Annotated in this window: 15 protein-coding genes; 9 read left to right on the plus strand and 6 right to left on the minus strand. The window is 50.8% G+C overall.

What is annotated here, in order from left to right; all coding sequences use genetic code 11:
* Nucleotides 1-1,007 precede the first annotated feature (1,007 nt).
* The 7 genes from R2I50_RS08860 (at nt 1,008) to R2I50_RS08890 (ending at nt 7,476) form a co-directional block, all read left to right on the plus strand.
* On the plus strand, nt 1,008-2,075 hold the full coding sequence (locus R2I50_RS08860; RefSeq protein ID WP_316608789.1) for an SPFH domain-containing protein: 1,068 nt from the start codon (nt 1,008-1,010) through the stop codon (nt 2,073-2,075).
* 16 nt (nt 2,076-2,091) lie between these two features.
* Nucleotides 2,092-3,027: a sugar kinase gene (locus R2I50_RS08865; RefSeq protein WP_316608790.1), complete on the plus strand. Its 936-nt coding sequence runs from the start codon at nt 2,092-2,094 to the stop codon at nt 3,025-3,027.
* 124 nt (nt 3,028-3,151) lie between these two features.
* Nucleotides 3,152-3,928, plus strand: a complete 777-nt coding sequence (locus tag R2I50_RS08870; RefSeq protein ID WP_316608791.1) for an NrtR DNA-binding winged helix domain-containing protein — start codon at nt 3,152-3,154, stop codon at nt 3,926-3,928.
* 35 nt (nt 3,929-3,963) lie between these two features.
* Nucleotides 3,964-4,488 (plus strand): isochorismatase family cysteine hydrolase, encoded by a 525-nt coding sequence (locus R2I50_RS08875; RefSeq protein WP_316608792.1) that lies wholly within the window; start codon nt 3,964-3,966, stop codon nt 4,486-4,488.
* 26 nt (nt 4,489-4,514) lie between these two features.
* On the plus strand, nt 4,515-4,712 hold the full coding sequence (locus R2I50_RS08880; protein ID WP_399552878.1) for a hypothetical protein: 198 nt from the start codon (nt 4,515-4,517) through the stop codon (nt 4,710-4,712).
* Entirely contained in the window at nt 4,709-5,068 is a 360-nt protein-coding gene (locus R2I50_RS08885; RefSeq protein ID WP_316608793.1) for a hypothetical protein, read from the plus strand. Before R2I50_RS08880 ends, R2I50_RS08885 begins: the two co-directional genes overlap by 4 nt.
* A 20-nt stretch (nt 5,069-5,088) precedes the next feature.
* A complete protein-coding gene (locus tag R2I50_RS08890) occupies nt 5,089-7,476 on the plus strand; it encodes a TIGR02452 family protein (RefSeq protein WP_316608794.1) in 2,388 nt (795 codons plus the stop codon).
* A gap of 391 nt (nt 7,477-7,867) precedes the next feature.
* Here the strand turns inward: R2I50_RS08890 and R2I50_RS08895 are convergent, their stop codons facing one another.
* The 3 genes from R2I50_RS08895 to R2I50_RS08905 form a co-directional block, all read right to left on the minus strand.
* On the minus strand, nt 7,868-8,623 hold the full coding sequence (locus tag R2I50_RS08895; RefSeq protein WP_316608795.1) for a hypothetical protein: 756 nt from the start codon (nt 8,621-8,623) through the stop codon (nt 7,868-7,870).
* 9 nt (nt 8,624-8,632) lie between these two features.
* Entirely contained in the window at nt 8,633-8,872 is a 240-nt protein-coding gene (locus tag R2I50_RS08900; RefSeq protein ID WP_316608796.1) for a hypothetical protein, read from the minus strand.
* A 116-nt stretch (nt 8,873-8,988) separates the two neighbouring features.
* Complete coding sequence (locus tag R2I50_RS08905; RefSeq protein ID WP_316608797.1) at nt 8,989-9,495, minus strand: DUF308 domain-containing protein; 507 nt, start codon at nt 9,493-9,495, stop codon at nt 8,989-8,991.
* Nucleotides 9,496-9,884: 389 nt separating this feature from the next.
* Here R2I50_RS08905 and R2I50_RS08910 point away from each other — a divergent pair, with 389 nt between their 5' ends.
* A complete protein-coding gene (locus R2I50_RS08910; RefSeq protein WP_316608798.1) occupies nt 9,885-11,825 on the plus strand; it encodes a histidine kinase in 1,941 nt (646 codons plus the stop codon).
* Complete coding sequence (locus R2I50_RS08915; RefSeq protein ID WP_316608799.1) at nt 11,806-12,588, plus strand: response regulator; 783 nt, start codon at nt 11,806-11,808, stop codon at nt 12,586-12,588. The genes R2I50_RS08910 and R2I50_RS08915 overlap by 20 nt, the downstream gene beginning before the upstream one ends.
* Nucleotides 12,589-12,729: 141 nt before the next feature.
* Here R2I50_RS08915 and R2I50_RS08920 read toward each other — a convergent pair whose 3' ends face one another.
* The 3 genes from R2I50_RS08920 to R2I50_RS08930 form a co-directional block, all read right to left on the minus strand.
* Nucleotides 12,730-13,773 (minus strand): aldose epimerase family protein, encoded by a 1,044-nt coding sequence (locus R2I50_RS08920; RefSeq protein WP_316608800.1) that lies wholly within the window; start codon nt 13,771-13,773, stop codon nt 12,730-12,732.
* Between the two features lie 17 nt (nt 13,774-13,790).
* On the minus strand, nt 13,791-14,321 hold the full coding sequence (locus R2I50_RS08925) for a hypothetical protein (RefSeq protein WP_316608801.1): 531 nt from the start codon (nt 14,319-14,321) through the stop codon (nt 13,791-13,793).
* Nucleotides 14,302-14,615 (minus strand): hypothetical protein (locus R2I50_RS08930; protein WP_316608802.1); only part of this gene is annotated, 314 nt, incomplete at its 5' end. The genes R2I50_RS08930 and R2I50_RS08925, both read right to left, overlap by 20 nt.

Here is a 14,615-nt window from a genome sequence, read left to right on the forward strand (position 1 = left end):
TACAGCTTGCGATCCACATCGGATTCAAAGCTTCTGAACGGGAAGCCCATCCAGTCATCAAACAAACTCTCTCCAAAAATACTCGGTAACATAAGTCATGCCTCCTTTGATACTGCAATCTTTTTGTTTGTTACCTGAGCAAGGGGATGGAGGTCATCTATTCGATCTTCATTCCTCTGTTCGATTATGATTATAGCACCGCTTTTTAGCACTGTCAAGAGGAGAGTGCTAATTCTTACGTAAACATTTTGTGAACATATTCATATTTATATAATGATTTCTCCGAGATTCCGGTCGCCATCTGGTTTTACCAAATCTGATACAGTTAATATCACTGCTCCTATTCCTCATCACTACTCAATTACGCCTAGGGCAATCGTTTGATTGTTGCAAAAAATTGTAAATGTTGCAAAAACAAGCGGATGTTGCAAAATACTTAAAATGTTGCATTTTTGCTCGAATGTTGTATTGTATCATTTAGTGAGTTTTTTGCCACAATAAGTTGACACCCCTCGGTGCCAACTTATTTTTTGCTCTTTTGGCTTTATAAGCACTTCCTGAAAAACGCAAACAATTTCAGCCCCGTTGGAAAGGCCGTCACTTATCGATTATGACCTTTTCTGCGGGGCTTTTTTTTACTATCGTTTGCCTTTTGAAGTAACGTTTGTCTTATCATTGTTTTAACAGATGATATTATAAACAGCTTATAAATACTATTTATTCTCGAAAGCTAAGGCTGCCGCAAAAACTTCTCGTTTTGCGACAGCCCCTTCTTTATGCCGCAGCTTATATCCTCACGGCCTCCGGGTTTACGCTATAGACGGGTATTTTGCTGAAAACAGATGAATTGAAAAAATCTTTTGAAAAGTATTGACATGATAATAACATTATGATATTATCATAGTGAAATAATTCATTGGGCGCCCTTTCGGATTATTATCAACACTACTGCTTACAGATTGAACACAAACGATTTTTATCCAACCGTAATAATCAGGAGGTATAATATGTATATCAAATTCCTACCGAACGAGTATGTGATCCGCTATAAAAAGGGTAAACAGATAGCTGCCGGCAGAGGTCTGTCCTTTTATTACTTTGACAAAAGTACCTCTGTCGCGGTAGTACCGGTCTCCGTGATGGATACCGACTTCATCTTTGAGGAGCAGACTGAGGATTTTCAGAATGTGACGGTGCAGGGTCAGCTGGCATATCGCGTTACCGACTATGAAAAAATTGCGGAGATGCTGAATTTCACCGCCGATCTCAGAACCAAAAAATACTATGACGAACCGCTCAAGAAGCTCTCCAAACGCATCATCAATATCGTCGACGTCCTCATCAAAAACCGCGTCAGCGCCATCGGATTGACGCAGGCGATTCAGGCAGAAAGAACCTTTGCAGGTGAGATATTCGAAGAGCTCAAGTCGATCGAAGAAGTTCGTTTGTTGGGGGTAGAGGTAACAGGCTTCTCCATCCTCAGAATCAGCGCCAACAACGAGACCCATCGCGCGCTAGAAGCGCGCACCCGCGAGGAGATCCAGAAAGAAAGCGACGACGCGCTGTATGAGCGCCGAAACGCCTCGATCGAGCAGGAGAGAAAGGTCAAGGAAAACGAACTGAATACCGAGATCTCCGTTGAAGAAAAGAAGAAGCAGATCCGTGAGACAGAGATCGCGACCAAGCGGATGATCCTCGAGAAAGAAAACGAACTCGAACGTATCCGCATCAACGCTCAAACCGAACAGGCGCGGATCGAGACCGTCGCGAACGCAGAGCGTGAACAGATGAGGATCGACGCGCAGATCGAGATCGAGCGCAAGCGCAAGGAACTCGCCGAGATGCGGCTGGAAAACGCGAAGAAGGACGCGGACGCCGAAGCCTATCGCATCGGAGCCGTGATGGACGCGTATAACCGTCTGAGCCCCGAGGTGTTGGTCGCGCTGGCAACACTGAACATGGAACCCGAGCGGATGATCGCAGCCGCGTTCGAGAAGCTCGCCGCCAACAGCGAAAAGATCGGCACACTGAATATCACGCCCGATTTGCTTGAAAGCCTGACCGCTAAACTATAAGAAACGAGGGTAATATATGAAACGCTTAACCGATAGAAAGATCGTATTGATCACACAGAAAACAAGGCTTGAGGATCTGATCAAGCGCTATAACACCGTCGGTCAGGCGCAATTCTACATCGAGCATTACGGCGGGGACTTCGAAGATTACCTCATCGAGGATCGAACCTATCACGATGCAGTCCGGTGTGCCGTATCCTATCTGGAGAGTTACGGAAGATTACAGATCATAGACCGGGAATTTGTCCCGGGATTCCTCTTCGGAGAAAAGGATCTGGTCGTTGTGATCGGTCGCGACGGATTGGTCGCCAACTCGCTCAAATACCTCAGCACCCAGAAGCTCATCGGCATCAATCCCGATCCCGCGCGCTGGGACGGCGTACTGCTGCCGTTTACCGCCCCGGATCTTGAGAAAATCGTACCGGAAACCGACAGCGGAATCAGACGCGTCAGAAATATCACCATGGCACAAGCGACCCTCAACAACGGCCAGACCCTCATCGGCGTCAATGATATCTTCATCGGTCAGCGCACCCACGCGTCGGCACGCTATACGCTGACCGCCGGCTCAGAAAGTGAACAGCAGAGCTCCAGCGGGATCATCGTATCGACGGGACTGGGGGCGACAGGATGGCTGAAAAGCATCCTTGCCGGAGCAAGCGGCATCGACCGCTTCTGCGGCGTAAGAGAACAACCGCGTATCGACAGCGCTTTCACATGGGAGTCCGACTACCTGTACTATACCGTTCGCGAACCCTATCCGAGCAGAACCACCGGCGTGGATCTGGTGTTCGGAATAGTCAGTCGGAACGCTCCGCTGAAGATCGCCTCGCAAATGGCGTATAACGGCGTGATCTTCAGCGACGGAATGGAGCAGGACTATATCGAATTCAACTCCGGCGCTGCCGTGGAGATCGGGATCTGTTGCAATAAGGGAAATCTGGTCATATAGATCAAAAAGTACCCCGGCAGCCTATCTTGACAAGTCAATTCTCACATGATATTATCATTTTGAGATTAACTGATCGAGGTGATTCTCTTTGCAAGAAGAAGAAAAATTTTTAGAAACCTATTCAATGGATGATTATCCTCGCCCTTCGGTGACCGCCGACATCGTCGTTTTCAAGCTGCGATCGAAGAAGTCGGATAACTTCCGCAAGGATTCGCACAGTGTCCTGTCTCTGCTGCTGATCCGCCGCGGCGGTCATCCCTACAAGGATTGTTGGGCGCTGCCGGGAGGATTCCTCTCTCCGGGAGAGACGATCGAGGACTGCGCACTCAGAGAGGTCGAGGAAGAGACCTCTGTCGTACCGGCGTCACTCATGTCGATCGGAATGTTCAGCGAGCCGGGGCGCGATCCCCGCGGCTGGATCATCTCTAACGCTTTTGTCAGCGTGATCGGCAACACGGAGGAGACCCAGCGATCGGGTGACGACGCCGCCGACGCCCAGTGGTTCGACGTCAGCTTTGAGCAGAATGAAACAGGGGAATATCTCCTGCGGCTCAGTCATGACGACGTTGTTCTCAGCGCCGAATTGTATGAGGAAAAAAGCCGCTTCGGCATCACCGCATTTGTTATCCGCGACAGCGGCGGACTCGCCTTTGATCATGCGGCGATTATCGCAAGGGCGCTGACAGCGCTGCGAAACGGCGTAAAAGATTTTGAATTCATTTTCGATTTCCTGCCCGAAAAATTCACGCTCACGGAACTGCAGAACGTCCAGGAAGCCGTGATGAACATCTCGGTGCTTTCCGCCAATTTCCGCCGAAAGGTCTCCGGTCTGGTGACAGAGACCGACGAATATACCGAAGGCGCGGGGCATCGTCCCGCAAAACTGTATAAACGCAAATAAACTCTGTCTGTATCAACAGAAGAAAGGAACTGCTCATGAAACACTTTTTAATCGTAGTCGACATGCAAAAGGACTTCGTAGACGGCGCTCTCGGCACCAAAGAGGCTGTAGCGATCGTCCCCGAGGTCGTGAAAAAGATCGAGAGCTTTGACGGCGAGATCTTCGCGACCTTTGATACGCACGGCGAGAATTATATGCAGACCATGGAGGGTAGGAATCTCCCCGTGCCCCACTGCATCAAGGGAACACCGGGCTGGCAGCTCGATGAGAATGTTGCCGCCGCTCTGGAAAAGAAGGGCTATACTCCTGTGGAGAAGGTCACGTTTGGTGCGGCACAGCTCCCCGGACTGGTCATGCAAGCCTGTGACGGAGAGCCGTGTGATATCGAGCTGATCGGTCTTTGCACCGATATCTGCGTGGTATCTAACGCGCTGCTCTTGAAAGCGATCTTCTGTGAGTCTCCTATTTGCGTAGATTCCTCCTGCTGTGCGGGTGTCACGCCCGAAAAACACGAGGCGGCTCTCGAGACCATGAGAAGCTGTCAGATAGAGGTAAAGTGAGATAACATGATGTTTAACGCTGAAAAATCAAGAACGAATGTGTAAAATGGATCCGCGACTTCTTTGAAGAAAACGGAAAGGGCTGTAACGCCGTGCCGGGTATCTCGGGCGGTAAGGATAGCTCGATCGTCGCCGCGTTATGCGTAGAAGCGCTGGGAAAGGACAGAGTCATCGGCGTGCTGATGTCCGCCTTCAATCCCGGGCTCGGCACGGCGATAGATTGAACGGAGGAAAAATATGGAACCGGGAAAAGATCATACGCCACTATGAGAGCTACGGCGTCGATCCCAAGACCAAGCTGCTGCTGTTCTCCGACAGCCTCGATTTTGACCGCGCCCAGGCGCTGTACAATCATTTCAAGGATCGCGCCAAGGTCAGCTTCGGTATCGGCACCTTCTGCTCCAATGATACCTGCGAGAAAGCGCTGAACATCGTTATCAAGCTCCAGTATGTCAATGGCAGACCCGTCGCAAAGCTCTCTGACAATCCCGAAAAGTCTATGTGCCGCGACGAACAGTATCTTGAATATCTCAAGCGTTCTGTCGCGTTCCGACTGGATAGAGAAAAAACAGCTGATTGAACCCTAAAGGAATTCTAAAAATGATTTATACATCACTGACTAAAAAAGCGCTGAAGATATCATTTAAGGCGCATCAAAAACAACTTGATAAAAGCGGGATGCCCTATGTTTATCATCCCTTCCATCTGGCGGAACAGATGGAGGACCCCTACGCGGTATGCGTAGCTCTGCTGCACGACGTCGTCGAGGACGCCGGAATATCACTTAATGATTTACGCCGCGAGGGATTCCCCGAAACCGTGATCGAGGCGATCGCGCTGATGACGCATGATAAAAACGTACCGTATCTTGAGTATGTGAATCGTCTTAAGGAAAATCCGCTCGCGAAAAAGGTCAAACTGGCTGATTTGAAGCATAACAGCGACCTTACCCGCCTGAACAAGGTCACAAAGGAGGATCTCGAACGCGTCGAAAAATACAAGAAGGCGATCGCCCTGCTGGAGAGCGACGAAAACCCGAATATCACCATCCTCAGGAACACTCTCGAAGCGTTGAACGCGGGATATTATCTTAATCAGGGCAGGATCGTATCGCTGAAAACCGATCCCTATCGTATGCGCGAAGCGCGAGTTTATCTGCCCGATGAGGTCGAACATATATGCTCCGATAATACATCCTCAAATGATCCGATCCGAATGGGGTGCAGGATCTCCTGTGAGAACACGGATTCCTTCACGATGGCGCGGGAGATGCTCAGTGACCCTGAGACGTTCACGCCGGGGGACAGAGTATTGGTTCTCAACTACGCCAACCCTGTCAATATCGGCGGCGGCGTGCGCCGCGGCGCAAGAGCACAGGAAGAGGATCTGTGTCGTCAAAGCTCCCTGCTGCTTTCCCTGGAGAGCGATGATGCAGCGTCCTACTATCGCTATAACCGCGCTCTGCACACCATGCTCGGCTCGGACGCCATGATCATATCGCCGAACGTTGAGATCGTTCGCGACGGCAAGGCTGAATGGCTGGATGAAACAGCGGTCGTTTCCGTCCTGACCTGCGCCGCGCCGTATCTCCGCGACGGACTGGAGGGAAAGACCTACGACGAATACCGCGCAATGTTGGCGCACAGGATCCGCGGGATGCTCAGCGTCGCCGCACATGAGGGATATACCCACCTCGTCCTCGGCGCGTGGGGCTGCGGCGCTTTCGGCAACGACGCAAAGCTGATCGCGCAGCTGTTCAAAGAGGAGATCAAGCGGTTCGACAGCGCGTTCAAGCATATCGGCTTTTCCGTGCTTTGCAAAGATGCGGAGCAGTACAATTACCATACATTCTCACGCTGTTTTGAAGAAGCTGACGATCCGCTGCGCGATCGCATCAGAGGCTGTCTGATCGGCGGCGCTGTCGGCGACGCGCTGGGTTACGCGATCGAGTTCCTGGACGAAGCCTCGATCTTCGACCGCTACGGCAACTGCGGGATCACCTCATATCAAAAGGATCGCAAAAGCGGTAAGGCGCTGATTTCGGACGACACCCAGATGACGCTGTTTACCGCCTGCGGTATCCTCAATGCCGTGACCGAGAACAGGCTGACCGGGAACAAAACCGATATCTGCGCCGAGATCGCCGCCTCCTACTGCGACTGGTACCGTACCCAGAACACCCCGTTCGACCTCAGAGGGAAGTACCGGCATTATACATGGCTCTGGGATGTGCCGGAGCTGTTCGTACCGCGCGCGCCGGGCAATACCTGCCTGTCCGCGATACACGGTAAGCTGACACAGGGAGATCCCTATAACAGCGACAAGGCGCCTAACAACAGCAAGGGATGCGGCGGTGTGATGCGTGTCGCACCGGCAGGACTCTACAGCGGGTATCGTGACGGTCTCGAAGCGGCGCAATCCGCTGAGAAAGCAGCTGCGCTGACCCATGGTCATCCGCTCGGATATCTGTCCGCAGCTCTGATGGCATACATCATCCATGAGGCGGTTTTCTGTCGGGGTGACAGGACGTTGCGACAGATCACAGAGGACGCTCTCTGCGCCATAGAGCAGAATTACAGCGACGCCGGCGATCTTGTCGCGATCATCAGAAAGGCTCTTGTGCTCTCTGAAAACGACGAAACCGATCTCACCAATATCCATCAGCTCGGTGAAGGATGGGTCGGTGATGAGGCGCTTGCCATCGCGCTGTACTGCTGTCTGAGATACCCGGACGACTTCGATGATTGTATCATCGCCGCCGTCAATCACAAGGGCGACAGCGATTCCACCGGTGCGATCGCCGGCAATATCCTCGGCGCATGGCTCGGGTTCTGCGCCATTGACCAAAAATGGATCCGCGACCTGGAGCTGACGGATGTCATCACCGAGTTGGCAGATGACCTGAGAGCGCTCGGAACTGACGCTGACGCGGTCGTCGGAACGGCGGAATGGCAGAAGAAATACTTCCTCAGCCCCCGCGAGGGATAAGACAGCGGGTATCATACTGTATTGATGATTTCAAGCGATCCCCGAAACTATTATACAAATCAACAGGCGCTCTTTCTCCTATACCGAGATCGAGCGCCCGTTTTTATGCAAGCGTTTGATTGTTGCAAAAAACGTAAATGTTGCAAAATCGCCCGAATGTTGCATTGTATCATTTGCTGAGTCTTTTTGATGTAGCTTATATTTCCTCATGACCTGCGGGTTATGCGATAGGCGGGTACTTATACTAATCCTTAATAACAAAAAGCCCAGCCTAAGCTGGACTTTTTCGACAGACTGAAGCAAGCGCTTTGATAAACGCTTGCTTTTCGGTTGAGTGTAATATCAGCCTATCACGCGATCGCTAATGAGCAGTCGGGGGTTTGAGTAGCTTTTATTTATTGAATTCGAAGAAATTCATCTGTGCAAAGCCCGTCGGCAGGGGTATCGTACACATATAAACGAACGCAAAGATCAGACAGAAAACCGCGATCGACATGACAGCGATACGGTTCGGCATATTTTTAAATGTGCCGACGATACCAAGCAGAAACAACGTCAACGAGTATATTACGGTCACAAGCATATAGGAGTCGCCCTTTGTATTGTCACGCTTTCCTTCTTCGAGCAGTTTCTGCGATTGATCGACCGTTCCCTGCGCCGCCTCAAAATATTTTTCCGCCATTCCGGGCATATTAAATGGATTGTCTTCGTTGTTCTCTTCCATCCACTTAACCGCTTCAATCAATATTTCGCTGCCGGTCTGCGTTTTGAATTTCTCGATCTTCTCGTTGATCAGGTCTATCTTTTCCTGATTACCGTCCGTCTTAGCCAGCTCCAGCTCATAGTAATAATCCTTTGCGGCGTTCCACGCCATATAGTCGGCAAGATACATCTGCATTCCGAAGTTATACTCCGCGGTGCCCTGCGACGCCGTGTTATTGCTCTCAGTAAAGTGGATAGACTGGAGTCCGCCGTGCAGATGCCCGATCCATGAAGCCCATGCCGAAAGGAGGGTGGTGATACCGAGCAACACCGCGACGATCGTCTCAACTCTTTTGGCGGTCAGAAAGGTGGTTTTGCCTTCGATCGCATTATCCGGAGGCAGCTCTCCGCGGGAGGCGTTTCCCTTTGTGGTTTTTTCAAACATAAAGACCTCCTACTGAATCAGCGTGGATACGTTCTGAAGAATGATCTCAAGCGGTGTACGCTTTGACAGTTGTTCCTTGATCTCTCCCGACGGCTTCTTACCGACTATAAACTGTGCGCGGTAGATGACCGGCGCATTCAGCTCAATAGCGACATATGAGATTACCGGCAGCAGAAACGATACGAACTGGAACGTAAGCAGCTTTGGTATCGCCCGATAAAACGGCAGAATACGACTCTTTAGTTTCATAATATACCTCTTTGGTTTTTGCATTCGGGGGATGATGAAAGACTTGATATGATATCAAGTATCCGCCGTGTATTTGAACATACGCGGCGGAAACTCACGATCGCGGGTCGATTCGATCAATTATCGGATGCGATACCGCTGAAGATCAGGGTAAAGCCGGTCTCGATGAAGGAGATACCGATCAGAATGCCGATAGATACCGCCATGACCATAGGATGGAAGCAAGCGTAGCAGCCGATCAGGATCGCGAGGATGCCGAAGATCAGCTCGGCGATCCATACCTTGGAGCCGCTCTTCTTCACCATGATTGCCGCGCGGATGGTGATGATACCCAATACGATGAACCAGATCGCTTCGATAATCAGCATCACGCTTTGAGCGAAGAGCAGAGACTCGGGGAACGCCATCATGACGACGCCCAGGATCACGCTCAGGATGCTGAACGCGAAGTTGACGCCGAATTTTTTATCGGCGATGGCTCTGATGATGCCGGCGATACCGAAGACGGCCATCAGAATCACGACGAAATAGCCAACCTGCATGAAGGTGAGCAGCGGCGTAAACATACAGGAAAAACCGCACGCTATCATCATGATGCCGAGAATAATGAATAATACTGTCATAATTACACCTCTCTGAAAAGATAATTATATCCGTGCCCTAGGATCGATGGGCTGGATGACAGAAGAATGATAGAAGATCATTTACGCTTTCACAGCGGGCGGGTTCGCCGCAACGCCTCACGATTTGATGATCGATATCTATATAATACAATATCTTACAGTAAAAATCCACAGAAAATTTATATTATTACAATTTTTCCGTGGGTCGTTCCATAATGGAACGGTACGAGTATTATTATAAACAGTCATTGCGAGGCATTCATGCTGTGGCAATCTCAAACGAATAAACGGGTTAAATACCCTGTTTAATACATCGCTTTTACTTGATTTTATCCGCTGTTTATACTATTATAAAAAGAGATTTTTACAATGTCATCGGGGGGGAAAGTATGCGAAAGGTGCTCGGTAGCCAGAAGTGGACGTTCGGTTGTATTATCATTGTTCTGCTGCTGTTTATCGGACTGCTCGTCTACGGGGCGCAATACTACCTGAGGATCGATCTTACCGATACGCAGACGACCTTTATCGAGGGAGAATACTCGGTAGACGGCGGTGACTGGAAGCCGATCGACAACTTCAAGCCGATTAATGACCGCTTCCATAAGATCGTCTTTAAGGGACGGCTGAGCGACGCCGCGCTGGGATATTATAACAACAATATGTCGATATCTTCCAAAAATGTATGGTACACGGCTAAGACAGCTGACGGTAAGCCGATTATTGAGCTGACATACCGCGACAAGGATACCCTGCGCGAATATGTAAAGCAGTTGAGCGATAATCCGGACGATCCGATCTATGATAAAGAGATTTTTGACAGAGAATATCCGATCGGAAACACAACCCAATTGGCTTTTCCCCAAACGCCGGGTTACCGTAACGAAACAATCTATCTGAGTACGATCGACACTGATGTCTACGGCGATCTCGAACAGCTCTCTATCGTATTTGAGGTCGAGAACCCCTATCCCTTCGCGGAACAGAGCTTCTCGGACTGCTTCAAGGTGATGTTCAGTGAAGCGAACGGCAACTATATGCAGTTCTTTTACGATGTGATGCCGCCGATCGCAGCGTTTTTACTGGTATGCTTTTTCGGCTTGTTCCTGTTCCCCATCGCCGGCTTCATTCTCGGTAAGGTCAATCATAAATACCTCACGTTCGGCGTGCTGTGCTTCTTCTGGGGTATGTTCATGATCGGAAACAGGACAAGCATGTATCTCAACATGTGGATCGTCGATCCCGGCGTGTGTATGCTTACGGAAGTCGTGCTCCATTACTGCCTGATCATCTCGATCATGTTCTATCTGAAATCGAATCTGACCGGTTCGCTCACGCGAGCGATCGCCAACGCGACTGCGAGCGCATATATCCTCGTGACGATCACGGCGATCGTTCTGCAGTTTACTCAGGTGATGGATCTGTACGCCTCCAGACCTTATCTCTATATGTGTACTGCGCTGGGAACGCTGATTATTACGGTGCTCCTCTTCACTGAGGTGAAGTATAATAAGGAAGCGGTCGTGATCCTTGCGTCATGGACGCCGCTGACGCTCTCGATCCTGATCGACGCGATCAATCATTATACGCATTTCACGGAGATCCACTTCTACCATTTCGGACTTGCGATCACCATGATCTATCAGATAGTGAAGCTCGTGCTCGACCTACGCAGGCAGTATCTCGAATCCATCCGTTATCAGCAGATGCAGAAGGAGCTGTATGAGGCGAAGGTCAGCGTTATGGTGTCGCAGATACAGCCGCACTTTATGTATAACGCGCTGACCTCGATCGCGATGATGTGCAGTATCGATCCCGATACGGCGCAGGAGGCGACGGTGACTTTTGCCAAGTATCTGCGCGGCAACATGGACTCGCTCAAGCAGACCAAGCCGATCCCCTTCGATCAGGAGCTTGAGCACCTGAAGAAGTATCTGTATATCGAGAAGCTCCGCTTCGGCAGAAAGTTGAATATCGCGTATGATATCCAAACCTCAGATTTCGTTTTGCCGCAGCTCTCTATCCAGCCGCTGGTCGAGAACGCCGTAAAGCACGGCGTCGGTATGAAGAAGCAGGGCGGTACGGTCACGATCGCGACGCGCGAGACCGAAACAGCCTTCGAGGTGGTCATCTCGGACGACGGCGTCGGTTTCGACACGTCGGCGGAGCAAAAGGACGACGGGCGCTCACACGTCGGTATGGAAAACACCAAGCGCCGTATCAAAGAGATGTGCGGCGGCGAGGTAAAGATAGAAAGTACAGTAGGGGAAGGGACTGTCGCGACGGTCATCCTCCCGAAGGAGGGTCAACATAATGAAGATACTGTGTCTTGATGATGAAGAGCTCGCTCTGCGTATGCTCGAAATGTGCGTAAAGAAGGTCAAGCCCGACGCCGAGGTGCTCGCCTTCGACGACCAGGACGATCTGCTTGAGGAAGCGGAGAAGAACGGCTGCGACGTAGCGTTCCTTGATATCCACATGCGCGGCATGAATGGCGTCGAGGTGGCGAAAAGGCTCAAAGAGAGCAATCCGAAGATGAATATTATCTTTGTCACCGGCTTCTCGGAGTACAAGGCGGACGCGATGGATATGCGTGCGAGCGGCTATATCATGAAGCCCGTCACAAAGGAGGAGGTCGCACGTGAGCTGGAGGATCTGCGCTTCCCGATCATCCCGAAGAACGACGCACTGTTGAAGGTACAGTGCTTCGGCAACTTCGACGTATTTCTGCCCGACGGCACACCCGTACACTTTGAGCGCAGCAAGTCGAAGGAGATCTTCGCTTATCTGGTGCATCGCCACGGCAGCTCCTGCAGTACGCGGGAGATCGCGGCGGCACTCTTTGAGGACGAGCCGTATGATAAGAAGCAGCAGAACTATCTCCAGACGCTGATCTCGGGCATGACTAAGAGCCTCAAGAAGATCGGCGCGGAGAAGGCGATCAACAAGAGCTACAACGCTCTGTCGGTGAATCCCGCCGTGCTCGACTGTGACTACTACCGCTTTGCCGAGCTCGACGCGGGTGCGGTAAATGCCTACGCCAACGAATATATGAGCCAGTATTATTGGGCAGACTTCATGTTCAACGACTTTTGATAGAATACTAAAACCCGGACAGACACGAATGATACTTAGTAATATTCAGGCGTGCAAAAATATGGGTTTGTTTTTATCAGGAATCAGTGCAACAAACGCGGCCGGATCACGATAGATCCGGCCGCGTCGATTTGCAGTCTGTTATTCGACTGAGAAGCGGTATATGGTCGTTTGTCGATAGGTTTCGCCTTTTCTCAGGATAGTTGACGGAAATAAGGGGTGATTGACTGAGTCGGGATAGTGCTGCGTTTCAAAACAAAAGCCGCCGTAGCGCGGGTAACGGATGCCGTTTTTACCGTAAGGAGCGGTATCCTCGTCGATGTAGGACCCTGTGTAGAATTGAGCGCCCGGCTCGGTAGTCGATACGTGCATGATGATCCCGGAGCGGTCGCCCTTTGCAACGGCGCTCTCCCGGAGCTCTCCCGCCTGTCCGTTCAGGATCATATTGTGGTCATAACCCGAGGCGATCTGCAGCCGACAGTCATCGCGGGAGATATCTGCTCCGATCTTCTTTGCACGGCGAAAATCCATCGGCGTACCCTCTACGGAAATGATCCGACCCGTCGGGAGCTTATCGTCACCGATCTCGGTGAAGGCGTCGGCGTTGATCTGTATTGTGTGATCGAAAACATCGGAGCCGTCCTGACCGTTTAGGTTGAAGTAGGTGTGGTTGGTCAAATTGATAACGGTATCTTCGTCGGTCGTTGCGGTGTAGTCGATCATGACGGCGTTATCCTCGGTCAGCCGATAACGTACTTCCACGCTGAGCGCGCCCGGAAAGCCCTCTTCCTCGGGGGAGCTGAGAAAGGAGAATACGACGCTGTCGCTCTCGATCCGACCGTCGCATATGCGACGTGCGAAAACGCCGTGCAGATGGTTGCCGCCGTCGTTTTGTTCCAGAACATAGGTCTTTGAATTAAGTGTGAATCGCGCGTTGCCGATACGGTTTGCGTATCTGCCGACAAGGGAGCCGAAGAAGCTGCTGCCTGCGGCGTAGCCGTGGGCGTCATCGTAGCCGAGCACGACGTCCCGTAGGATCCCGCTGTGATCGGGAACCAGGATCGCCTGTATTGAACAGCCAAAGTTAATGACGCTGACACGCAACCCGTTATCGTTGCACATCGTATAGCGTATGATTTCTTTACCGCTGATCTCGCCGAACGGTTGTAAAGTGATCTTGATCATAGAGGATCCTTTCGCGATTATTTCTTTCTGCGTTTGTTGTTCTCGATCTGTTGATGGACAAAGGCAAGGAACTCCGCCTCCGCACCGACGGTAAAGGCGTCCTTCTTAAATGCATAGATCATCCTCTCGTCGGTCTGGATCATATGGTAATTCTTGGTGGAGAAGAGTTTTTTGAGATGTGACAAAGGTACCTCGATAGGGTCCTCGCGGGCGGTTGAATCGCTGATGAGCAGTTCGTCGGTCAGTGTTTCGGTGATCGTGATCTCACCTTTGTTATTGGTTTCCTCAGCGAAACGCTTTTTACCCGCCTGGATAGCCAGATAGTAGCGAAGCAGCAGAACAAACAGCACGATGATACCCATCGCAAATACCGCGAGGTTCGCATATACAAGCCCTACCGCCAGAACCATCGCCAGATTTACCGCGATTGCGAGTATAAGTATGATGATACAGGCGAGCGAGGTGGGGGAGGTGATGTGCAGGTACTTGTACAGTTCCTGTTCGACCTCAAATGTGCGTTTGAAACGGTTAATAAATTTCGGTTCCATATAGATCATCCTTTCGCTGTTTATACGGCGGGTCAACATACCATAGCTTGACAAATCGGGCGGGCATATAAATTTGTATAATAACCGGATTTATACGGTTATTATACCATAACTCCGAAGGAGATATGGTATAATCAGCCATCGCCCGTTGTCGCGCAGCGACAAACTGGGCGGGCATATAAATCTGTATAATAACCGGATTTATACGGTTATTATACCATAACTCCGAAGGAGATATGGTATAATCAGCCATCGCCCGTTGTCGCGAAGCGACAAACTGGGCGGGCATATAAA

Origin of the sequence: uncultured Ruminococcus sp., assembly GCA_902785355.1 — a bacterium.
Lineage (GTDB): Bacteria > Bacillota > Clostridia > Oscillospirales > Acutalibacteraceae > Ruminococcoides.

What these genes read in the sequence shown, in the direction of transcription:
- R2I50_RS08875 (WP_316608792.1), top strand. Translation starts at nt 3,964, where the DNA reads ATGAAACACTTTTTAATCGTAGTCGACATGCAAAAGGACTTCGTAGAC.
- R2I50_RS08860 (WP_316608789.1), top strand. Translation starts at nt 1,008, where the DNA reads ATGTATATCAAATTCCTACCGAACGAGTATGTGATCCGCTATAAAAAG.
- R2I50_RS08920 (WP_316608800.1), bottom strand. Translation starts at nt 13,773, where the DNA reads ATGATCAAGATCACTTTACAACCGTTCGGCGAGATCAGCGGTAAAGAA.
- R2I50_RS08915 (WP_316608799.1), top strand. Translation starts at nt 11,806, where the DNA reads ATGAAGATACTGTGTCTTGATGATGAAGAGCTCGCTCTGCGTATGCTC.
- R2I50_RS08900 (WP_316608796.1), bottom strand. Translation starts at nt 8,872, where the DNA reads ATGAAACTAAAGAGTCGTATTCTGCCGTTTTATCGGGCGATACCAAAG.
- R2I50_RS08865 (WP_316608790.1), top strand. Translation starts at nt 2,092, where the DNA reads ATGAAACGCTTAACCGATAGAAAGATCGTATTGATCACACAGAAAACA.
- R2I50_RS08895 (WP_316608795.1), bottom strand. Translation starts at nt 8,623, where the DNA reads ATGTTTGAAAAAACCACAAAGGGAAACGCCTCCCGCGGAGAGCTGCCT.
- R2I50_RS08910 (WP_316608798.1), top strand. Translation starts at nt 9,885, where the DNA reads ATGCGAAAGGTGCTCGGTAGCCAGAAGTGGACGTTCGGTTGTATTATC.
- R2I50_RS08890 (WP_316608794.1), top strand. Translation starts at nt 5,089, where the DNA reads ATGATTTATACATCACTGACTAAAAAAGCGCTGAAGATATCATTTAAG.
- R2I50_RS08925 (WP_316608801.1), bottom strand. Translation starts at nt 14,321, where the DNA reads ATGGAACCGAAATTTATTAACCGTTTCAAACGCACATTTGAGGTCGAA.
- R2I50_RS08870 (WP_316608791.1), top strand. Translation starts at nt 3,152, where the DNA reads ATGGATGATTATCCTCGCCCTTCGGTGACCGCCGACATCGTCGTTTTC.
- R2I50_RS08905 (WP_316608797.1), bottom strand. Translation starts at nt 9,495, where the DNA reads ATGACAGTATTATTCATTATTCTCGGCATCATGATGATAGCGTGCGGT.